Raw genomic sequence first — 22,828 nt, 5'->3', positions numbered from 1 at the left:
ATCGTGCGCAAAACCCCCCTTCTGCTGGCCGTCGCGACGGTCTGCACCGTGGCCGCCTGCGGCTCCGGTGACTCCGGCGCGGACGAGGCGGCCGGCGGGCCCATCGCGGTCAAGGCCAGCGACACCGGGTGCGAGGTTGCCAGGACCACGGTGGACGCCGGCACCAGCGTCTTCGCCATCACCAACGGCGGCAACAAGGTCACCGAGTTCTACGTCTACGCGCCCGGCGACCGGGTGATGGCCGAGGTCGAGAACATCGCGCCCGGACTGTCGCGCAACCTGCACGTGGAGCTGCCCGCGGGGACGTACGAGACCGCTTGTAAGCCTGGAATGATCGGCAAAGGCATCCGGGGAGCCCTGACCGTGTCGGGTTCGGCCCCCGCCCTCACCGAGGACGCCAAGCTGGCCGAGGCCACCGCCAGCTACTCGCGGTACGTCAAGAGCCAGACCGCCGCCCTGGAGACCAAGACGACCGAGTTCGTGACCGCGGTCAAGGCGGGCAAGGTCGACGAGGCCAAGGCGCTGTTCCCGATCGCCCGCACCTACTGGGAGCGGATCGAGCCGGTGGCCGAGATCTTCGGCGACCTCGACCCGCGCATCGACGGTCGCGAGGAGGTCACCGAGGAGGGCATGAAGTTCGGCGGCTTCCACCGCATCGAGAAGGACCTGTGGGCGGCGAAGCCGGACATCAGCAAGGACGGCCCGATCGCCGACCAGCTGCTGACCGACGTCAAGGAGATCGTGCAGAAGGCCAACGCCGAGAAGCTGTCCCCGCTCCAGCTCGCCAACGGCGCCAAGGGCCTGCTCGACGAGGTCGCCTCCGGCAAGATCACCGGCGAGGAGGACCGCTACTCGCACACCGACCTGTGGGACTTCAACGCCAACGTCGAAGGATCCAAGGCGGCCATCGCCTCGCTGCGCCCGGTGCTCGAGGAGCGCGACCCGGCCCTGGTCAAGACGCTCGACTCCGAGTTCGCCAACGTCGACGCCGCGCTGTCGAAGTACCGCGACGGCGACGGCTGGAAGCTGCACGACCAGCTCACCCAGGCCGACCTGAAGACCCTGTCGGACGCGATCAACGCGCTGGCCGAGCCGATCAGCAAGGTGGCCGCGGTCGTCGCGAAGAAGGCGTGATCATGCCGTGGAAGATGTCGCGCCGGCGAGCCATCGCGCTCGCCGGCGCCGGCGTGGGTCTGGGCGCGGCCGGTGTCGCCGGCGGCGCCGCCCTCAACCGCGACTCCTCCGCGGCGCCGGTCTCGGATGTCGTGCCCTTCGCGGGCGAGCACCAGGCCGGCATCGTGACGGCCGCCCAGGACCGGCTGCATTTCGTGGCGTTCGACGTCATCACCTCGGACCGGGACAAATTGGTCCGGATGCTGCGCGATTGGACAGCCGCCGCGGCCCGCATGACCGCGGGCCGCGACGCCGGTGAGATCGGCGCGGTCGACGGTGAGCCCGAGGCGCCGCCGGATGACACCGGCGAAGCGCTGGGCCTGCCGCCGTCGTCGCTGACCATCACCATCGGTTTCGGGCCGTCGCTGTTCCAGCGGTTCGGCCTGGCCGCCCGGCGACCGGTTCCCCTCGAGCCCCTCCCCCGCTTCACCGGCGACACGATCGACGCGGCCATCTCGGGCGGCGACATCGCGATCCAGGCCTGCGCCAACGATCCGCAGGTGGCCGTGCATGCCGTGCGCAACCTGGCCCGCATCGGCATGGGAACGGTCAGCGTGCGCTGGTCCCAGCTGGGCTTCGGCCGTACGTCATCGACCGCCACCGGGCAGGCGACACCGCGCAACCTGTTCGGCTTCAAGGACGGCACCCGCAACCTGAAGGCCGAACAGCCCGGCCTGCTGCGCGAGCACCTGTGGGTCCAGCCGGGCGACGGCCCGGAATGGATGACCGGCGGCTCCTACCTGGTCACCCGCAAGATCCGCATGCTGATCGAGACGTGGGACCGCTCCTCCCTGACCGAACAGGAAGGCATCATCGGCCGCTACAAGGGAAGCGGCGCCCCGCTGGGAGCGGACGCCGAGTTCGACGAGCCCGACTTCACCGCGGTCGGCGCCGACGGTCAGCCCCTGCTGGCCACGACCTCCCACGTACGCCTGGCCCACCCCGACACCAACCGCGGCGCCCGGATGCTGCGCCGGGGTTACAACTTCGTCGACGGCTCGGACGGCCTGGGCCGCCTGAACGCCGGCCTGTTCTTCATCGCCTACCAGCGGGACCCGGCCAAAGCCTTCATCCCCGTCCAGCGCAGCTTGGCCGCCAACGACGAGATGAACGAATACGTCCGCCACGTCTCCAGCGGCGTCTTCGCCTGCCCGCCGGGCCTGTCCGGCCCGGACGACTTCTGGGGCCGCGCCCTGTTCGCCTGAACCCGTGTCAAACGAATGTCAAACCTGGTCACCCATGATGGCGTCCTGACCGGACGCCATTGACCGATGCGTGCGGCCCTGGCCCAAGGAGTGCACGCATGTTCGGTTCCGCGCGGCGCGTTGCGGGTGCCGCCCTCGTGGTGGTGGTGGTGGCCTCCGGACTGTCCGCGCCGGGCGGTCCGGCCGGCGCGGCGGCGGCCGCGTGTCCCGCCGGCGTAGCGGACGCGGCCGCGGCGACGGCGCGGGCCGAGGCGTGCGGGTCGCGGGTCGAGGTGCTCGGCCGGCGGTCGGAGCGGGACCAGGTGTTCGCCAACCCGAACGGTTCCTACACGCTGGAGACGTCCGCCGTGCCGCGCCGGGTGCGCGGTTCCGGCGGGTCGTGGGCCGCCGTCGACACGACGCTGCGGTCCAACGGGGGCAGGGTTCGGCCGCTGGCGACGGCGGCCGGCCTGGATTTCTCAGCCGCCGGCGCCGGTGCCATGGCGCGGATCGCCACCGCCGGGGGCTCGCTGGCGCTGACGGCTCCGTGGACCCTGCCGGCGCCCGTGCTGTCCGGTTCGCGGGCGACCTACGCCGACGTGCTGCCCGGCGTCGACCTGGTGCTGTCGGCCCGGCCCGAGGGGTTCGCCGAGACGCTGGTGGTGCGCACCCGCGAGTCGCTGCCCGCGCTGCGCACGGTGACCTTCGGCGTGGACACCGATCTGACGCTGACCCCGCGTGGCGGCGGCTTCGTGGCCGGCGACGCCCGCGGCCGGACCGTGTTCACCAGTCCGGCCCCGAAGATGTGGGACTCGTCGGGCGGCGCCGGCGGGGTCGGCGCGCCGCGGTCGCCGGACGGGCCGGCCGAGGGCGACCGGGTGGCCGGCATCGCGCTGACGATCGGCGAGCCGGGCCTGACCCTGGCACCGGACCGCAAGCTGCTCGACGATCCGGCGGCCGTCCTGCCGCTCTACATCGACCCGCAGGTGGACGCCGGCCGCCAGGACTGGGCCATGATCTCCAGCGGCTTCCCGGACGAGGAGTACTACAACTTCGACGGCAAGAGCGACGAGGGCGCCGGCTACTGCGACGTCCGGGTCGAGAGCACCTGCAACCGGAACCAGGTCAAGCGACTGATCTGGGAGTTCGCCATGCCGGCGGCGGTGCACGGCACCCACGTCCTCGGCGCCACGTTCCGGGCCTGGGAGACGCACGCGTGGGACTGCACCGCCGACTGGGTCGAGGCGTGGCAGGTCGGCGACGTCTCGACCGCGACGAACTGGAACAACCATGCGGGGACCTGGAGCCGTGGACTGTCCGCGGTGAACATCGCCCGCAAGAGTGGATGCGCGAACGGGCCGGGCTGGCTGGACTTCGGTGTCAACGCGGCCGTCACCGACGCCGCCGCCGGCCGGTGGGCCACCGTGGCGATCGGGCTGAAGGCGGCCAACGAGGCCACCATGCCGGGTGGCTGGAAGAGGTTCCGCAACGACGCTCAGCTGCTCATCACCTACAACACGGTGCCGCCGGTGCCGGACGGGCCGGCCACGATCGGCACGTCGCAGCGGGTCGGCTGCGACACCGTGGGCCGGGTCAACGCGACGGGCGGCGTCAGTTTCGCCGCCACCGCGCGTGACGTCGACGCCGGCGCCACCGTCCTGGCCCGGTTCGAATGGCAGAACCTGACCGCCGGCACACCGGTCGCGGCCCTCCCGGACACCCCGTCGGTCACGCCGCCCCACGAGTTCCAGGCGAGCCTGCCCGCCTCGTCGCTGCCCGACGGGCAGACGATCCAGTGGCGCGTACGAGCCTTCGACGGCACCGATCACAGCGACTACACCCCGTGGTGCAAGTTCGTCGTGGACAACAGGACACCGGGCCAGCCGAGCGTCACCAGCACGCAGCTGCCCCCGTTCCCGGCCACCCCGCCGGCGACGACGCGGGTCGGCTCGACGGCGACGGTGACCTTCGGCCCGGCCGACGGCGACACGGACATCACCGGGTACTACTACGGGACCGGATCGGTGGAGACGGCGCCCACGATCTGGGTACCGGCCGGCTTCGACGGGCGGGCGTCGGCGCCGCTCGTGCCGGTCACTTCCGGTCTGGGCAAGAACTTCCTCACGGTCGTCGCGGTCGACTCGGCCGGCAACCGCTCACCGGTGCCGCCGACCGCGCCCGACGCAGCCGGAACGCGGCAGTTCCGGGCCAACCCGGCCGCGGCGGCGGCGACGATGCCGGGTGACGCCACCGGCGACGGGCGGGCCGACGTGACCCTGCCCGTCGATGTCGGCGGCGGCCAGGCCACCCTGTGGCGCTGGAACGCCGACGGCGACGGGCTCGCCGGCCCGGCCGCCGTGCAGGACGTCGAGGTCCGATATCCCCTCGCCGGCACGCGGACGGTTCAGGGCGACTTCGACGGCGATCGGCTGAGCGACGTCGCGGTCCTCACATCCGACGGCGCGAACGTTCGCCTGTCCGTCCAGCGCTCGACCGGCAACGCCGTGCTCGGCGCGCCCTCCCAGATCCTGACCGGCTGGAACATCGCCAACGTCAAGCTGGTGGCGGGCAACTTCGACGCCGACCCGGCCGGCCGGACCGACATCGCCGTGGTCCACAACGACGGCAACACGACGTACTCGATCCGGGTGCTCCTGGCCGACGGCTCGCCGGGCGTGCCGTCGTTCGCCGCCCCCGCGACCTGGTACACCCACCCGGCCGGGTGGGCCGACTGGGCCAACCTGAAGACCTTCGCCGGTGACTTCGACGGCGACGGCCGCGTCGACGTCGGATACCTCTACCAGTACCCGAACTGCCAGACCAAGATGTGGATCCACTACGGCACCCCCGGCGGCTTCGAACCGGCCGGGTTGAAGTGGGACTCCGGCGCCGGCGCGTTCTGCTGGTCGGCGACCGACCTGGTGCCGGGCGACTTCGACGCCGACGGCCGGGGTGACGTGGTCCTCCTGCACGATCGGGGCGGCTGCACCACGACCCTGGTTCCGTTCTACGGCAACGCCGATCGCACCGTCGGATCGCCCGGACGGGTCTGGACGAGCGCCGCCGGCGCGTGGTGCGGCGGGCGGACCGCCCTGTCGACCGTCGGCGCCACCGGCATCGCCGCGTTCTACCGCTGCTGCGGCGGCTACCAGCTCCGGGGTTACACCTTCGCCGCGGCCGGGCGCTCGTTCGCCCCGCCCGTGCTCGCCTATCGGGGCGGCGCCGGGCCGCGGGGCACCGTGGCCGACGCCAATCTCGCCGCCGGGGCGGCCGGTACGGCGTCCAGCAGCGCGCCGAGCGACTGGGGCTGGTCGTTGCCGGCGGCGACCGACGGCGTCACGGGCGGCCTCGGGTGGAGCTCCTGGTCCGACGTGGAGACGTACCACACCGAATGGATCGAGCTCGCCCTTCCCGAGCCGGGTCAGGCCGGCCGGGTCGTCCTGTACCCGCGCGGCGACCTGTCGGCCGTCGGGTTCAACTTCCCGCACAACTTCACCATCGAGGTCTTCGACGGCACGACATGGTCGCCCGTCCTCAGCCGGGCCGGCTACCCGTCCCCGGTCACCGCCGACGGGCACCACTTCACGTTCCCGCCTCGCTCCGCCACCCGGATCCGGGTCACCGGCACGGGCCTGCAACTCATGCAGTTCGCCGAGATCGAGGCGTACCCGGGTTAACCGCATTTCATTACGGGGGGAGACAAAATGAGGTTGAGACGCTCGCCGACCATGATCTTCGCGGCGACTCTGCTGGTGTCGGCGGTCGGTGTGGTGCCGCCGGCGGTGGCGGAGGCCGCCGCGCCCCGCCCGGCCCGGCCGGCCGATCTGGCGTCGGTGCCCGGGAACAACTTCACGGCGCTCCCGGCTCCGCCGGACCGGACACCGGCCGTGACGTCGGTGCCATCGGTGCGATGGCCGGCGACCACTTCGGCGAAGCTGCCGGCGAACGGCCGCGCCCCGGTGTTCGGCGGCGCCATGCCGGTCGCGGTGTCGGCGGGCGGCGGAGCGGCGGCGCCCGGCTCGGTCGACGCGCAACTGGTCGACCGCGCGGTCTCCCGCCGGTCGGGATACGACCTGGCGGTGCGCCTGGCCCGGGCCGACGGCGTGGCACAGACCGGCCGGTCCCGGGTGGCGGTGCGCTACACGGAGTTCGCCGAGGCGTACGGCGGCGACTGGGCCCGCCGCCTGCGACTGGTGCGGCTGCCCGAGTGCGGCCTGACCACACCCGATGCCGCCACCTGCCGGGCGACGCCGCTCGCGGCCACGAACGACGTGGCCGGCGGCGTGATGACGGCCGAGCTGGACCTGTCGCCGGCCGGGACGCTGGTCGCGCTCGCGGCCGGGCCGTCGTCGGACGGTGGCGACTACAAGGCGACCGACCTCAAGGCGTCCGGTTCGTGGTCGGCCGGTGGCAGCGCCGGGGACTTCACCTGGTCCTATCCCCTGCGGACACCGCCGGCGCCGGGCGGGCCGGAGCCGAACCTGGGGCTGGGATATTCGGCCCAGGCGGTCGACGGGTTCAGCGCGGCCACCAACTCCCAGCCCTCGGAGATGGGTGAGGGCTTCGGGTGGAATCCCGGGTTCATCGACCGGGGCTACCGGGCCTGCGCCGACGACGGGCAGTCCAACGTCGGCGACCTGTGCTGGGCCGGTGAGAACGCGATGCTCAGCCTGGGTGGCCGGTCGAGCCGGCTGGTCTACGACACCACCGCCAAGGTGTGGCGGCCGGCGAACGACGACGGATCCACTGTCGAGCGCCTGACCGGGCCGGACAACGGTGACGAGGACGGGGAGTACTGGAAGGTCACCACCACCGACGGAACCCAGTACTTCTTCGGCCTCAACCGGCTGCCGGGCTGGCGATCGGGCACGTCCGATCCGGTCACGAACTCCGTCTCCTACGCGCCGGTCTTCGGCAACCAGGCGCTCGAGCCGTGCAACAAGTCGACGTTCGCCGCGTCGAGCTGCCGTCAGGGCTACCGGTGGGGCCTGGACTACGTGATCGACCCGCTGGGCAACACGATGTCGTACTTCTACGACCGCGAGATGAACCACTACGCCCGCAACGTGACCGCGACCGACACCCCGGCCTACGTACGGGCGAGCCGGGTCCGTGAGATCGCCTACGGCACCCGGCAGGAGGCCGGGGCCGACACCGTGTTCGCCGGCACGGCGCCGGCCCGTGTGGTGTTCGGATACGCCTATCGGTGCGTCACGGCCGGAGCGACGTGCGTGGAGTCCAACCCGGCCAACTTCCCCGACGTCCCGCTCGACCAGAGCTGCGGCGGCGGCGACTGCCGGGGCAAGTACTCACCGACGTTCTGGAGCACGCAGAAGCTGACCGAGATCAGGACGCAGGTGGCCAACGGCGCCAAGACCTGGCGCGATGTGGACCGGTGGCGGCTGACCCACGAGTTCAAGAACCCGGGCGACGGCAACGCCAAGATCCTGTGGCTCAAGCAGCTCCAGCACTGCGGGCTGGTCGGCGGCGAGCTGTGCCTTCCACCCGTCCAGTTCACGCCCGTGCAGGGATCGAACCGGGTGGACCCGGCCGGCGCGGCGAGCTCCATCATCCGCTACCGCATGTCGTCCATCACCTCGGAGAGCGGCGCCCTCATCACGGTGACGTACTACCCGGCGGAGTGCGTGGCCGGCACCACCATGCCGGCCTCGGCGGACGCGAACGCCAAGCGATGCTTCCCCGTGTACTGGCTGCCCGCCGGCGCGAGCACGCCGAAGCTCGAGTACTTCCACAAACATGTCGTCAAGGAGGTGTCGACGGTGGATCTCACCGGCGCCGCCCCGGAACAGGTTACCTACTACAACTACGACGCCCCGGCCTGGCACTCCGACGACAATCCGATGGTCCTGCCCACGCGCCGCACCTGGGGTCAGTGGCGCGGCTACCAGACGGTCACCGAGACCCACGGGCGCAACGGCTCCGACCAGTCCCGGACGGAGTTCCGGTACTTCCGGGGCATGCACGGCGACCGGCTCGCCACCGGCACCCGGTCGGCCGCCGTCACCGATTCCGACGGCGGCTCGTGGACCGACCACGAGTGGCTGGCCGGGCAGTTGCGCGAGCAGATCACCTATCTGGGCACCACGGGCGAGGTGGTCGGCAAGACGCTGAAGGACCCCTACCAGTTCGGCCCCACCGCGACGCAGTCACTGCACCAGATCACCACCGAGGCACGGGTCGTCAGCACCGGCGTCACCACGGTCAGGACCGCGCTCGACGCGGGTCGCGGCTGGCGCACCACCCGGACCTCCAGCACCTTCCTGGCCGATCGCAGCGGGCGGGTCGACCGGGTCGACAACGCCGGTGACCTCGCGACCACCAGCGACGATCAGTGCACCCGCTACACGTACGCGACGAACGCCGCCGGCACGATGCTCAACAGCCTGGCCCGGGTCGAGACGGTGGCCGTCGACTGCGCGACGACACCCGACCGCGCCAAGGACGTCATCTCCGACGTGCGTACCTGGTACGACGGCGCCGACAGCTGGGGCACCACGCTGACACGGGGACTCGCCACCCGTACCGAGCGGCTGGCCGGCTGGAGCGGCGGCAGCCCGGCCTACGTCACCCAGAACACGACCGCCTACGACGATCACGGCCGGCCCAGCGAGACGGCCGACGCTCTCGGCCGGACGACCGAAACCACGTACACGCCGGAGGCCGGCGGCCCGCTGGCCCGGACCGAGGTCGTCAACCCCCTGAAGTGGTCGGCGGTGACCGAGGCGGAACCGGCGTGGGGACTGGCCACCCGGATGACCGACGCCAACGACCGGATCACGCGGCTGGCCTACGATCCGCTGGGCCGGTTGACCGGCGTCTGGCTTCCCGGCCGGCAGAGTCCGGCCCTGCCCGACATCGGCTACGAGTACACGGTCCGCAACGACGCCCCGACCGTGGTCACGACCCTGAAACTGAACACGGCGGGCACGGCCCACATCCGCTCGTACACGCTGTACGACGGCCTGCTGCGGACCCGGCAGTCACAGATGCCGGCCAACGGCGGGGGCCGGGTCATCACCGAGACCCTGTACGACAGCCGCGGCCTGGAGGCCAAGCGACGGCCACCCTATTTCAACGCCGCGTCGCCGGGTCCCGCCCTGTTCGTGCCGGCCGGGGACACCGCGGTCCCGGCGCAGACCGTGCTCACCTACGACGGCGCCGAGCGGCTCGACGCCGAGACGTTCCAGGTCGACGCGGTCGCGAAGTGGCGCACCAGAACGAGCTACGGCGGCGATCACACCCGTACCGAGGCCCCGCCCGGCGCCACCGCGACGGCCGAGTGGACCGATGCCCGCGGCCAGGTCGTCAGGTCCCGGCAGTACCGCGGCAACGTGCCGGCCGGCGCCTACGACGAGACCGTGCGGACCTACACCAAGGCCGGCGATCTGGCCTCGATCCGCGACGGGTCGGGGACGACCTGGCGGTACGCCTACGACCAGCGGCGCCGGCAGATCCGGGACGAGGATCCCGGCAAGGGCGTGGTCACCTACACGTACGACGACGCCGATCAGATGGAGACCATGACCGACGCCCGCGGCGTGACGGTGGCCTTCGGCTACGACCCGCTGGGCCGCAAGACGGCCACCCGGCTCGGTTCCGCCGACGGCCGGCTGCTCACGTCGTGGACGTTCGACACCCTGGCCAAGGGCCAGCTCACCTCGTCCACGCGCCTGGACGAGGCCGGCCGGCAGTACGTCAGCGAGATCACCCAGTACACCCCGCGGTACCAGCCGCTGGGCACGAGGACGACCATCCCGGCCGTCGAGGGGGCGCTGGCCGGCGAGTACACGACGTCGCAGACGTACAACGTGAACGGAAGCGTGGCGACGCGGACCCTGCCCGCGAAGACGGGCGCCGCGAACTTCGGCGGCCTGGCCGCGGAGACGATCACCTTCGGCTACACCCCGCTCGGCCTGCCCGACACGGTGACCGGGCTGAGCACCTACGTGACCCGGACCGAGTACCGGCACGACGGAAAGGTGGCCGCCGTGCACTCCAGCGGTGGTACGGGCAAGGAGGTCGTGCAGTACATGGCCTACGAGCACGGCACCGGACGGCTGGCCGAGCACCAGGTCCTGGCCGACTTCGCTCCCGTCGTCGCGGCCGACACGTTCTACAAGTACGACCCCGCCGGCAACATCACGTCCATCGCGGACAAGCTCGCCGCGTTCGGCGCCGGTGAGGACGACACCCAGTGCTTCCGGTACGACGGCGTGCGCCGGCTGACCGCGGCCTGGACCCCGGCCGACGGGGACTGCGCCGCCGACCCGGCGGCGGCCAGGACCGGCGGGCCCGCACCCTACCTTCGCACCTACACCTACGCGCCCAACGGGAACCGTCTCACCGAGACGGAGCACCGGACCGGAGGCGCCACGACGAAGACCCTCACCTATCCGGCGGCGGACGCGGACCAGCCCCACGCCGTCACAACCCTGTCGAAGGCCGGGCCCGGTGGGACCACGACCGAGAGCTACTCGTACGACCAGACGGGGAACACCGTGCGGCGGCCGGGAGCCGCCGGCGAGCAGACGCTGTCGTGGAACGCCGAGGGCAAGCTGGCCGGCGTCACCGAGAAGGGCGAGAGCACGACGTTCCTGTACGACCCCGAGGGCGGCCGCCTGCTCCAGCGGGACCCGGAGGGCCGGACCCTTTATGTCGGCGGTGTGCAGTTCCGCGCCACGACCGGCGGGGCCGTCACCGGAACCCGGCTCTACCAGCACGACCTGGCCGGCACGGTGGCCAGCCGGGACACTGCCGGCGGGCTGTCCTGGCAGGCCACCGACCACCAGGGCAGCAGCGAGTACGCCTTCCGGGCGGCCGACATGACCCTGACCCAGCGGCGCTTCGCCCCGTTCGGCGTCGCCCGCGGCACGTCGCCCGCCTGGTCCAACCCGTTCGGCTACGTCGGCGGCGAGCAGGACACCGCGGGCACGGTCCACCTCGGCGCCCGCGAGTACGACCCGGAGCTGGGCCGGTTCCTCGCGGTGGACCCGCTCATGGACGTGGGCGATCCGCAGAGCTGGCAGGGGTACGCGTACGCCAACAACACCCCGGTCACCGGTAACGACGCGTCCGGAATGCGGGTCTGTCTGGACGAATGCGGCGGCGCGGCCGACAAGTTCGTCCAGAACGTGCAGCGGGAGAAGAAGAAGTGGCGGCAGCAGCAGATGAAGCTGTGCCCGCGCAATGTCCCGCGCGCGGACTGCCTGGGCGACTACAAGCCCGCCCCGCGCGGCATCAAGGACAGCCGGAACTACAAGAACGGCACCAAGCTCGTCATCTACCACGACGGCACGGTGACGATCGACGGCTACATGCTGCCGATGGACCACCCCGACCCGTACGCCCTGGCCGAGTCGACCGACGCCATGGCGCCGGGGGTCACGCACGACAATCGCTACGGGGCGATGGAGCACGCCGTGCGCGGAGTCGCGGCCGGCTGCGAATCCATGGGCCGCGGCTGCTCGGCCAACTTCCACCGGGCCCTGACACAGGACGCGATGACCATTCAGGGTGATCCCGAGCCCATGGGCACGGTCGGCATCTGTCTCGCGGGCGGCGGGGCACTGGTCTTCAACCTCAGCGGGTCGGTGTGCCTGCAGACCGACGACAACGGCGCGTTCGTCACGGCGACCGGCGCGACACCACCCGGCAACACCGAACCGCTCGACGGCAGCACGGGCAGCTACGGCATGGGAGGTGGTGTCAGCATCGGCGTCCAGGTGTCCGACGCCAGGACGAAGGACAGCCTGGCCGACGAGTTCAAGTTCGGCGGCGGCGGCGCCGGGCCGGTGGACGTCGAATACGCCTGGGGCAAAGGCAAGGACGGCGAGGACGTCCACGCGACATACGCGGGGTACTCGGTCGGCATCCCGGGCGGGAGCGGAGGCAAGTCGAACACCTGGGTGAGTGGCTACGCTCCCCCGTGGGCCTCGGCCGCCCTGTGCCCGGTGTGCCAGCTCTTCTGATCGCGTCCGGAGGCTCCTGGCGGGCCCCCGCCGGGAGCCGCCGGACGCTAAGGTATACAGCACCATGGATTTCCTGGTGCTGGGGCCGATGGCCGCCCTGCGGGCGGGAGACCGCGTCGACCTGGGCAGTCGTCGCCGTGAGCGATGCCTCCTCGGGTTGCTGCTGCTCGAACCGAACCGGGCGATCACCATCGATCGGCTGGTCGATCTACTCTGGGAGGGCGAGCCGCCGCCCAACGCGCGGGGGACGCTGAGCAGCCATGTGTCGAGGTTGCGCGGCCTGCTCGACCCCCACCGCGACGGCGGTGACGGCTTCCAGCTGCGCACCCGGGGTGACGGCTACGTCGCCGACGTGCCGCCGGACAGTGTGGACGCCGGCCGGTTCCGGGCTCTGACCGAGTCGGCGGCCCGCCTGCCCGATCCGGCCGGCCGCTCCCGGGTTCTGGGCGAGGCCCTCGCGCTGTGGCGTGGCCCGCTGCTGGCCGACGTGGCCACCGACTGGTTGCGCGACCGCGTCGGCGCCGACCTCGTGGAGCTGCGGCTGGCCACGGTCGAGGCCAAGCTCGAGGCCGATCTCGCCTGCGGGCGCCACGCCGCGGCGGCGGCCGAGACGGCCGCCCTCGTGGCCGGCCACCCGTTCCGCGAGCGGCTGGTGTCGTTGTTCATGCTGGCCCTCTACCGTGGCGGCCGGCAGACCGACGCGCTCGCCGTCTATCGCACCGTCCGGGACAGGCTGGCCGACGAACTGGGCATCGATCCGGGACCGGGCCTGCGATCGATGCACGAGGCGATCCTGCGCGGCGATCCCCACCTCGAACCGGCGAGCGGCGGGCCGGTGACGGCCTCGGCCGGCCGCGCCCAGTTGCCGGCCCCACCCCGTCATTTCACGGGACGGTCCACCGAGCTGGCCGGATTGAAGGTCGTCCTCGACGACCACTCCCCGATCGTCGCCACGATCGTCGGCCCGGCCGGCGTGGGCAAGACCGCGCTGGCCCTGCACTGGGCCACCGCCGTACGCGACCGGTTCCCGGACGGCCAGCTCTACGTGAACCTGCGCGGCTTCGCGGTGGACGCGCCGACCACGCCGATCGAGGCGCTGGGCCAGCTCCTGCGCGCTCTCGGGGTGCCGGCCGAGCGGATCCCGGCCGGCGTCGACGAGGCAGCCGCCGCCTACCGCGGCCAGCTGTCCGACCGGCGCATGCTCGTCCTGCTCGACAACGCCTCCGGTGTCGATCAGGTGCGGCCGTTGCTGCCCGGCGGGCCCACCTCGGCCGTCGTCGTGACCAGCCGCAACCGGCTGGGCGGGCTGACGGCGCTGGAGGGCGCGCACCGCGTCGCGCTGGCGCCACTGGCGATCGAGGAGGCGGGCGATCTGCTGCGGGCGGTGCTGGGGCCGGCCCGGGTCGACGCCGAGCCCGGCGCGGCGGCCGAGCTGGCCGAGGCGTGCGGACGGCTGCCGCTGGCCCTGCGCGTGGCCGCGGCCAACCTCGACGACGACCCGGCGGCGGCCATCCGCGACCATGTGAGCGAGCTTCGTGACGGGCGATTGAACGCGCTGGCCGTCGAGGACGACGCGCAGGCGGCCGTGCGGGTGGCGCTCGACCTGTCGTACCTGCGCCTGGCCACCGAGGCGCGGCGCCTGTTCCGGCGGATGAGCCTGGCCCCGGGGGCCAATGTCGGCGTGTACGGCGCCGGCGCTCTGCTCGGGGTCGCACCGGAGCAGGCTCACCGCATCGTCGGCTCGCTGGCCGAGGCACACCTGGTGGACGAGTCACCGCTGGAGCGCTACACGATGCACGACCTGGTCGGGCTCTACGCGGCCGAGCGGCTGGAGTCCGACGAACCGGCCGCCGACCGGGCCGCGGCGGCGGACCGGGTGCTGGACTGGCTCATGGCGGTGGCCGAGGTCGTGTCCCGGCTCGGTATGCCCCGCCGCCGCCGTCCACCGTTGACGCCACGGACTCCGGTGGACGAGGCGCTCGTGCCGGAACGGCTGGAGTCCGCGCTGGCGCTGCTCGACGGCGAGCGTCCCGGGCTCGCCGCCATGACGAGATCCGCCCTCGACCGGGGCGAGTACAGGCCGGCCTGGAACTTCGCGTATCTGCTGGGTGTCTACTACCAGATTCGGGGCGACGGCCTGGACGGGCTCGCCGTGTACCAGCACGGGCTCGAGGCCGCCGAGCGGATCGGGGACGAGTTCGGCCGCGCGGCCATGCACAACAGCCTCGGCATCACCCACGGCACCCTGCGCCGGTGGGCCGAGGCGACGGACCACCTGCGGCAGGCGGAACGCTACTACCGGGAGACGGGCGACGCCGACGGTGAATCCCGCGTCCTGATCAACCTCGGCCGTGTCCTGGCCGGGCGACGGCGATTCGACGAGGCCGAGGACGCCTATCATCGTGCGCTGCGGTTGAGTGCCGCCGTGGGCGACCCTCGCCGCGTCGCCCACGCGTGGAACAACCTCGCGATGGTCCACCTGGACGGCGGCAAGCCCGACCAGGCGGTGGAGGCGGCCGCGCGGTCCCTCCAGCAGTTCCGCGACCAGGGCGACCGCTACGGCGAAGGGCTCGCGTCGGACACTCTGGGCCGCATACACACGTCGCTGGGCGGGTTCGGCACCGCGTTGACCCATTTCCAGCGGGCCCTGCTCGCGTTCCGGGACGCGGGCAACCGGGAGGCCGAGGGCGAGACGCTGGCCAACATCGGCGCCACGCATCTTCGGCGGGGTGACACCCTGGCCGCGGTCGAGCATCTGGGATCGGCCGCGCGGTGCCACCACAGCGTCGGCGATCCCCACGAGGAGGCGGTCGCCCGGCGCCTGCTCGCCGAGGCCCATCTGGCCCGGGGCGACCGGGCGGCGGCGCTGTCCGAGCTGGACGCCGCCCGTGAGCTGCGAAAGCTGGCCCCCGACGCTACCGAGGAGGGGGCCCTGCGCCGGGCTGCAGCCGCCGCCGGGCCCCCGTCCGTCAGTCCTTGACAGTCCGGGTCAGGGCTTCCTGGCTGCCGGCGTCCGGGAGAGCCTTCACCTCGCGGTTGATCGGCGAAAGCTTGTCGCCGGCGGACCGCAGGATGATGCCCTGGTCGCCACCGACGACGACGCGGGCGCCGTTGACCTCGCGGCTCAGAAAGAGCACGGCCCGCATCCCGCCGGAGACCGGCGAGTCGTCACTGGCGACTTTTCCGGCGTCGTATCGAACGACGAGGACTTCGCCCTTCTCGGCGCCTTTCAGAGTTTTGTCGACCTTGAATTTCCACACCTGCACGGGCGGCTGGGCGGCGTCGTCCGGTTGGGCGAGACCGTACTCGCCGCCCATGCCGCTCCTGGCCACACCGATGAATTCACCGGACACGACCTGCTCCGACAGATCCGCGAGCTCGGACGCCGACGCGACTTCGTAGCGATCGGTGTGAATGACGACCTTTTCCGGCGCCGGCTCAGCGGATCCGCGGGAGGGGCTTCCGGCGAAGACAATTCCCGCGACGGCCGCCACTCCCAGCCCGAGCGCGGCGATTCCGACAAACTTTCCACGCATGTTGTCAGCCCCGATCAGTAGAGGTAGTGAACACCGGCGATGTCGTCGGCCCACGGTTCCAGACCCCAGCCGCAGGTCCATTTCTTCGGCCCCTGAACCATTACCGACTTCGTTCCGGTGCACGACGGGTTCGTGTGATCCAGCCCCAGCGCGTGACCGAATTCGTGGGTGCCGACCAGGCGACCCTGCGCGTACGTCAGCTCGTCGTAAAGACCGATGGACCAGCGGATGTTGACGGTGTGCCCGGACCACACGCCGCCGCTGCACCGGCCGGACGTCTCGGCGTAGACGGTCGGGTCGGCGAAGGCGAACGAGCTGATGACGACGTTTCCGGGCCGATCAGTGGTGACACCGAAGCTGGTCGGCGTATTTGTCGAGTTCCACCGCGCGAACGCCTCCTTCGACCGGTCCCAGTACCAGCCGTAAGTATTGGCGGCCCGCTCGACATAAAGCGGCGCCCCTTGGGCGAACTTACATGTCCAAAGGACGTACGCCTGAGCGGAAGAGACCGGAGCCACCACCGCGACAATTCCGGCCACCAGGCCGGTGACGAATATCGCCAGAGCACGTCGCACCCCGGACTTCTGAATACTGCCACCTGCTCGCGATAAAGCCTTGGACATATCGCCCCCTTGCCCCCGTTGCTTATGCCCGCATTTACAAGCGAGCGAAAGCTTAATCGACAGAGTCCGATGAAGATGACCCGCCTGCCGTGACAAGGTTCACAAGGGGAGGAATTAATTCTATTACCGTTTCCCTTTCTTATCCGCTCCGTTCATATTGAATTCAGAGAGGACGCCGCCAGTTGTCGAGGACCTTGTCGATGGTGGGGCGGATGCGGGTGCGGGCCTCGTCGCGGGGGACGCCGGACATCAGCAGGTCGTCGTACGGGGTGTCCTTGTGGCGGATCGAGGCGATCACCGCCCTCGTCACCGCGTCGGGGTCCAGGGAACGGCCGGCGGCGCTGCGGCCCACCCGACCCGAGCCCCGGAGGCTCGTGTGTTCGCTGACCTCGGCGGCTCGCGCCTGTGGGCAGGACGGGAACAGGCGCAGGATCTCGCCCGTCAGGTTCTGCTGGAAGACCTCGTCGGCGGCCTCCCGCCGTTCGCGGTCCCGTTCCCGGCGGCGGGCCCGGGCGTCCTCATCGGACAGGCACTGCTGCTCGGCCTCTTCGATCGCCGCGCGCTCAACCAGCAGGCCCTGACGCTCGTTGCGTTTGCGGGATCGGTTGAACCGGACCACCACCGCCGAGAGCCGGCTCGCCGCCTTGGCCCGGCGGGTCAGGGCGGCATCGCCGGCCGGCAGGAACTCCAGGTGGTCGAGGTCGGCGCAGGTCAGGCAGATCGGGCCGCCGTCCTCCATCATCAGCATGTCGGCGCCCGTGTGGCCGCAGCCCGTGCAGGTGAACTCGCGGGACGGCAGCACCACCACCAGGTCCGGCGCCTTGCTCTGCCGGGTGGTCATCCGTTCCCGCTGTTTCTCCGTGAGCTCGGCCGCCATCCAATGCGTCCGGTACGCCGTCTCGTCACCCGACTCGGTGAAGCGCAGCGGCCGGCGGTCGCGGGTCGCCGAGACGTACTCCACCTCGCTCGGCTGCAAGCCGCGGCCTCGCACCCAGCGGTGGAACACCTCGAGCGCGTCGGTGATCCGGGCCGGGGAGACCGCCGCCACCGCCTCCAGGACCGGCGCCCGGCCCTGGCGCCACTCCGTCACCCGGCCCGGATCCAGCCAGCCCAGGCCGGTCAGCACGTCCAGCGGGCTCACGTACCGCTGCTGGGCCAGGGCTTTCTCGGCGGCGGTCACCACGCGGCGTTCCAGCTTCGAGGTGGGCTGCATGGACGGCCACGTTACCCGGCCGGATCCCAGACTCCCGTGGGCGCGTGGCGGTCCGCGTACGCGCCGAAGTCGCGGGCCGGGCGGCCCAGCGCCCGCCTCACCCCGTCGGCCGTGCGCACGTTGCGGCCGTCGAGGACGTGCCGGAACATGTCGCCCAGTTCGGCCGGCAGCCCGGCGTCGCGCAGCACGACGCCGTACTCCTCATGGGTGATGGGTGTGTATTTGATCGTGCGGCCGGTGGCGCGGCTCAGCTCGGCCGCCACGTCGGCGAAGGTCAGCGCCCGCGGCCCGGTCAGCTCGTAGCGGTGCCCCCGGTGGCCTGGATCGACGAGCGCCGCCGCCACCACGTCGGCGATGTCCTCGGCGTCCACGAACGGCTCGGGCACGTCACCGGCCGGCAGCATGATGTCGCCGCCGCGGACGGCCTCGACGAGGAAGTCCTCGCTGAAGTTCTGCATGAACCAGGAGCACGTCACGATCGTCCAGCCCGTCCCGGCCGCCTGCACCTTCCGTTCGGCCTGCTGGGCGAGCTCCTCCCCGCGTCCGGAGAGCAACACCAACTGCTCGACCCCGGCGCCCGCCGCCTTCTCGGCGAAGGCGCCCACGATCTCCGCCGCACCAGGCAGACCGAGATCGGGATAGAAGGTGATGTACGCCGCCCGCACGCCCACGAGCGCGGGCGCCCACGTCGACTCGTCGTGCCAGTCGAATCGCGTGCTGCTGCGGCGCGACCCGAGGCGTACGTCAATCCCCTGCTCCACAAGCCTTTGCGCCACCCTGCGCCCGGTTTTTCCTGTCCCGCCGATGAGAAGAATCATGCCTTCCAGTAGACGGGCCACCTCGTAGACGCGGAATGCCCTGGACCCTCACCTCCATAAGCGAAACGCTCAGAGCGCGATGACCCCGCGGATGTTGCGGCCCTTGACCAGGTCACGATAGCCGTCGTTGACTTCTCCGAGGGTGTACGTCCTGGTCAGGAGCCCGTCGGTCCGCAGGTCGCCGGTGCGGTGGAGTTGCAGGAGCCGCGGGATGTCGTACTGCGGGTTGAGTGATCCGTAGATCGCGCCCCGCACGGTCTTCTGCTGCACCAACATGATGTCGCTGGGCGAGCGCACCGCGAACCGTTCCTTGGCCAGGCCGGTGATGACCACGGTGCCGCTCTTGCCCACCGCGTCGAAGGCGGCGGTGGCGACGTCGCTGTCGACCTGCCCCACGGTGACCAGCGCCTTGTCAGCCATGGCGCCGCCGGTGAGCTCGCTGATCCGGTCGAGGGCGGCGGCGGCCGTGGCGTAGGTGTAAGTGGCCCCGAAATGCCGCGCGGTGTCCCGCTTGAGCTTCACCGGGTCGACCACCACGACTTCGCTGGCGCCGCTGTACCGCGCGCCCTGCACCGCGTTCATGCCGATGCCGCCGGCGCCGAAGACGACCACCACGTCACCGGGCTCCACATCGGCGGCCTTCGTGGCCGTACCCCAGCCGGTCGGAATTCCGCAACTGAACAGGGCCGCCGTCACGAGATCGTGGCGCGGGTCGATGCGTACGACCGAATATTGCGAAAGCACGGACCGCTCGGAGAAGGCACCGATCATGCAGAAGCCGCCCACGTCCGTGCCACCGTGGTGCAGCCGGAACCCACCCTGCGGCAGCTCACCGGTGGCGAGGGTCGCCCCGAGCACGCACAGCGACTGCCGCCCGGTCGAGCAGTACTGGCAGGTCCCGTCACTGGGCACGAAGGTCGTCACGACGTGATCGCCCGGCTTGACCCGCGTGACGCGCGACCCGACGGCCTCGACCACACCGGACGCCTCATGCCCACCCACGAAGGGCACGCGGGCCGCGATGTCGCCACTCGTGTAATGCAGCTCCGAATGACAGAGCCCAGCCGCCACAAACCGTACGAGAATCTCCTCCTCGCGAGGCTCATCCAGCTCAAGCTCGACAATCTCGAACGGCTTCCCCGTCTCGAACAGAACCGCGGCCTTGGTTTTCATGCCTTTGAAGACGCATTCGGCCGTACGGGGTTCGGCCCTCCGTCCGTCACCATGATCACAGATGCCGTAGCACCATCATCACCGCCGGCACGCCCACTCCTGAGGCTTCCATGTGAAGATCGCCGATGTGACAGGTGACTTCGTTGTTCCGTCCCATCTTGTGGTACGTGGCAGCCAGACCGACATGGGGTTCGCGCTGGCCCGGGCCGCGGCCGGCGTGTACGGCTCGGCGCCGCGGCCCGTGGCGGCTGTGGTCGGGCGTGCGCGGCGGCGATGGTTCGAGGTGAACTGGCCCGAGCATCGCGAACGGTCGCGGGGCATGGCGGCGGCGTTCGGTGTGGATGACGACGATCCGGCGCTGTGCGTGGACGAGCTCAACGGACCGCCCCTGCCGGGTGGGTGTTCGGCGGTGTGGTGCCCGCCCAGGGTCGTGCGGAACTTCGACATTCACGAGTCGGTCATCGAGACCACGCCGCCCGCCCACGGGCAGCGGCTTCCCGCCTTGGCCCGGCCCCACGTGGTGGAGATGCACCCGGATCAGGGCCTGGCGTCCGTGGCCGTCACCGGCAACAACTTGAGCGGCTGCCTGGAGGGGATCAACGAGGCGGGGCTGTGCATCGTCGAGCTCGCGGACGGGCAAGGCGAGACGATCAGGCCCTCGGGCTCACCGCAGGCCGGTCTGGACGAGTCTCAGCTGCCGAGGTTTCTGCTGGACCGGTGCCGTACGGCCGAGGAGGCTCGCGAAGCGCTGCTCGGCGCCAAGCACTACACCCGGTACAGCTCGTGCCATTTCCTGGTCGCCGACGCCCGGGGCGACGCCTTCGTCTGGGAGCGGGAGGGCGACAACATCGAGCACATCGTCGACTCCCCGTCGGCCGTCACCAACCACCTGCTGTGCTCGCTGACCGCGGACAGCGAAAGCCACGGTCGGCTCCGCCGGCTCGCCCGTCGACTGGAGCACCTTGACGCGCACGGCGCCCTCGACACGGTCCGAGCCGAAGAAACGACTGCGGCGGCCGTCACGCTGTGGCGCAGCGACTATCACATGGCGAACGCGTCGATGACCGTTCGCTTCCTGCTCGGCATCGAGGCGACCCAGCGCTACAGCCCGCCTCTGTCGGTCGCGCTCCGATGATCCTGGCCGCCTTCGCGGTGGGACAACGCTGGTCACCTCCGGCCGCGCGCTGGGCCGAGGGCCTGCCGCCCGAAGTCGTCACGGTCAGCGACTGCCTGGCCGACCTGCTGCCCTTCGGCGACGATCCGCTGATCGCGCCGTGGCATCTCACCCTGGCCGATGCCCTCAGCACCGCTCGGAGCTCGCCGGCCGCCCACGTGCTCGCCGTGAGCGTGCAGCCATCGGACGCCGATGACCTCGCCAGGATGGTCGAGGACTGGATCGGTGACTATCCCCATCCGATCCTGCTGAACCTCGCCCGGCGGACTCCCCCGCCGCCCGGCCCGGCGTTCGGCTTCGAAGTGCTCGGGTTCGAGGCGGGCCGTCCACAGTTGGCTCTGCTACGGCCTACGGGAGCGGACGGCTTCCGTCCGGATCAACGAGCACGGTTTGCTGACCTCGGCGGCCGATGCGCGGCAGGTCGCCGATGTGGCCAATCGCGCGCGTGGCACCGTCGACGGCACACCCGAGGACGTCACGTGGTTCCCCGCGCGGATCACTCACCGCACTGTCTTGAAGGGATGACATGGACCCTCAACGATGCCATGGACCGGGTCGAGGGGGTGGAGGCACGGGGACCTGCTCGACGATGAGAAGCTTCGATCTTCTACTGAAACTTCCTCCACTCGCCCTCGGAGATCACCTCGACCGCGCCGTCGACGACCTGGATCGCCGTCTGCTCGTCGATCGCGTAGGCCGGGGCGCCCAGCTCGGCGGCCCAGCGTTCGGCGTCGGCCATCGCGTTCCCGGGGAAGGCGTTCAGGTGCGGGAAGATCGAGAAGTCGACCACGCCCAGCGTGCGGTCGTCGGGAGCGGCCGCCCACTCGACGAACAGCTTCCCGATGCGGGGTGTCATCACCATGCTGCCGGCGCTCACCCCCACCCACACCTTGCCGGACAGCGCCGGCAGCAGCTCGGCCAGGCCGGACTCGCGCATCCAGTGACTCAGATAGGTGGCGTCGCCCCCGTCGACCAGCAGTACGTCGGCCTCGCGAACCCACGGCATCCAGCGCTCAGCGCCGATGGTGGGCAGGGCGGTCAGCTCGAGGACACCCAGCGACGCCCAGCCCAGCCCGGTCAGGTGTTCATAACCGTTCACCAGCCCCCGCACCGATTGCGGACCGCACGCGGGGTGCCCCCACTGGGCGGTCGGAACGCACAGGGCGTGACTTTCGGCGATCGGCTTGCCGAGGAGACGTACGAGCGCCGCATTGATGCTCTTGTTCGTGACGCCGCCTGAGGTGAGCAGGAGCTTCAACGTGCCTCCGAAGGTCGGGCCCGGCGGTGGACGGCGGCCGCGACCTCGGGCGGCAGGTCGTCCAGCTCGTCCATGGTTCGGCCGGGGCGCAAAAAGTCGAACAACAGGACTGTACGGGTGGTCGTGGAGTAGTTCCACGCCTCGTGATCGGTGGTGTCGTCGAAGACGAACACTTCACCTTCGCGCCAAGGGCGGGTCTCCGCGCCGACTCGCAGAGCACAGTCGCCATCCGGGACGATCAAGGCCAGGTGGGCCCGGTAGACGGTGGTGACCCAGCCCTGGTGCGGCTTGATGTGGGTTCCGGGAACCATGCGGGAGAAGCCCGCCGTCGTCAGGCCAGGGATCCGGCTCAGCGCGGCCGCCGTGTGCGGGCAGGCCGCCAGCGCTTGTTCGATGCGGGTGCCGAACGCCACGAGCCCGTAGACGCTCCACCCGGTGCCGTACATCTCGCGCTGCACCCAGGGCTCGAACGACTCCTCGCGCAGGGCCGCACACTCCGCCCGGATCTCTCCGGAGGACCGGCGAAGGTCGGCCAGGAAGGGGAACCGGTCATCGTCCACGAACATGCCGCTGACGGTACGGCTCCTGGTGAGCCGTCGTCTATGTCGGGTTCGGCAAGCTGTGCCGAAGGCTGCAAACGTATGTACGCAAACGTATGCGGTGGGCGTACGGTCGCCGGTAACCCGG

At 71.1% G+C, this 22,828-nt stretch carries 14 protein-coding genes; 7 read left to right on the top strand and 7 right to left on the bottom strand.

All coding sequences use genetic code 11. The features are described from left to right. Positions 1-3: 3 nt before the first annotated feature. From efeO to ACFY36_RS05215, 5 genes are all read left to right on the top strand, one after another. Positions 4-1,134, top strand: coding sequence for an iron uptake system protein EfeO (gene efeO, locus ACFY36_RS05235; protein ID WP_499744623.1), 1,131 nt, complete (start codon positions 4-6; stop codon positions 1,132-1,134). Between the two features lie 2 nt (positions 1,135-1,136). After that, positions 1,137-2,378: an iron uptake transporter deferrochelatase/peroxidase subunit gene (gene efeB, locus ACFY36_RS05230; protein ID WP_499744622.1), complete on the top strand. Its 1,242-nt coding sequence runs from the start codon at positions 1,137-1,139 to the stop codon at positions 2,376-2,378. Between the two features lie 98 nt (positions 2,379-2,476). Next, on the top strand, positions 2,477-6,034 hold the full coding sequence (locus tag ACFY36_RS05225; RefSeq protein WP_499744621.1) for a discoidin domain-containing protein: 3,558 nt from the start codon (positions 2,477-2,479) through the stop codon (positions 6,032-6,034). Positions 6,035-6,061: 27 nt separating this feature from the next. Continuing rightward, a complete protein-coding gene (locus ACFY36_RS05220; RefSeq protein ID WP_499744620.1) occupies positions 6,062-12,346 on the top strand; it encodes an RHS repeat domain-containing protein in 6,285 nt (2,094 codons plus the stop codon). A 64-nt stretch (positions 12,347-12,410) separates the two neighbouring features. Next, positions 12,411-15,326: an AfsR/SARP family transcriptional regulator gene (locus tag ACFY36_RS05215; protein WP_499744619.1), complete on the top strand. Its 2,916-nt coding sequence runs from the start codon at positions 12,411-12,413 to the stop codon at positions 15,324-15,326. Here ACFY36_RS05215 and ACFY36_RS05210 read toward each other — a convergent pair. From ACFY36_RS05210 to ACFY36_RS05190, 5 genes are all read right to left on the bottom strand, one after another. Then, positions 15,316-15,963: a hypothetical protein gene (locus ACFY36_RS05210; RefSeq protein WP_499744618.1), complete on the bottom strand. Its 648-nt coding sequence runs from the start codon at positions 15,961-15,963 to the stop codon at positions 15,316-15,318. The two genes, ACFY36_RS05215 and ACFY36_RS05210, sit on opposite strands and share 11 nt — an antisense overlap. Further along, a complete protein-coding gene (locus tag ACFY36_RS05205) occupies positions 15,897-16,457 on the bottom strand; it encodes a matrixin family metalloprotease (RefSeq protein ID WP_499744617.1) in 561 nt (186 codons plus the stop codon). Before ACFY36_RS05205 ends, ACFY36_RS05210 begins: the two co-directional genes overlap by 67 nt. A gap of 211 nt (positions 16,458-16,668) precedes the next feature. Beyond that, entirely contained in the window at positions 16,669-17,718 is a 1,050-nt protein-coding gene (locus tag ACFY36_RS05200; RefSeq protein ID WP_499744616.1) for a DUF2293 domain-containing protein, read from the bottom strand. An 11-nt stretch (positions 17,719-17,729) separates the two neighbouring features. Then, on the bottom strand, positions 17,730-18,536 hold the full coding sequence (locus ACFY36_RS05195; RefSeq protein ID WP_499744615.1) for an NmrA family NAD(P)-binding protein: 807 nt from the start codon (positions 18,534-18,536) through the stop codon (positions 17,730-17,732). 69 nt (positions 18,537-18,605) lie between these two features. Then, positions 18,606-19,709: an NDMA-dependent alcohol dehydrogenase gene (locus ACFY36_RS05190; RefSeq protein WP_499744614.1), complete on the bottom strand. Its 1,104-nt coding sequence runs from the start codon at positions 19,707-19,709 to the stop codon at positions 18,606-18,608. Positions 19,710-19,893: 184 nt separating this feature from the next. On the opposite strand from ACFY36_RS05190, the gene ACFY36_RS05185 reads away from it, so the two are divergent. After that, complete coding sequence (locus ACFY36_RS05185) at positions 19,894-20,844, top strand: carcinine hydrolase/isopenicillin-N N-acyltransferase family protein (protein WP_499744613.1); 951 nt, start codon at positions 19,894-19,896, stop codon at positions 20,842-20,844. After that, positions 20,841-21,476 (top strand): hypothetical protein, encoded by a 636-nt coding sequence (locus tag ACFY36_RS05180; protein WP_499744612.1) that lies wholly within the window; start codon positions 20,841-20,843, stop codon positions 21,474-21,476. Before ACFY36_RS05185 ends, ACFY36_RS05180 begins: the two co-directional genes overlap by 4 nt. Before the next feature lie 14 nt (positions 21,477-21,490). On the opposite strand, the gene ACFY36_RS05175 is transcribed toward ACFY36_RS05180, so the two are convergent. After that, on the bottom strand, positions 21,491-22,141 hold the full coding sequence (locus ACFY36_RS05175; protein ID WP_499744611.1) for a Type 1 glutamine amidotransferase-like domain-containing protein: 651 nt from the start codon (positions 22,139-22,141) through the stop codon (positions 21,491-21,493). Next, positions 22,138-22,707 carry an aspartyl/asparaginyl beta-hydroxylase domain-containing protein gene (locus ACFY36_RS05170; RefSeq protein ID WP_499744610.1) on the bottom strand — a complete coding sequence of 190 codons (570 nt, stop codon included), beginning with the start codon at positions 22,705-22,707 and terminating at the stop codon, positions 22,138-22,140. The genes ACFY36_RS05175 and ACFY36_RS05170 overlap by 4 nt, the downstream gene beginning before the upstream one ends. Between the last annotated feature and the right edge of the window lie 121 nt (positions 22,708-22,828).

This window comes from Actinoplanes sp. NPDC000266 (assembly GCF_042899005.1).
Classification (GTDB): domain Bacteria; phylum Actinomycetota; class Actinomycetes; order Mycobacteriales; family Micromonosporaceae; genus Actinoplanes.
This window is presented reverse-complemented; position numbering and strand designations above follow the sequence as displayed.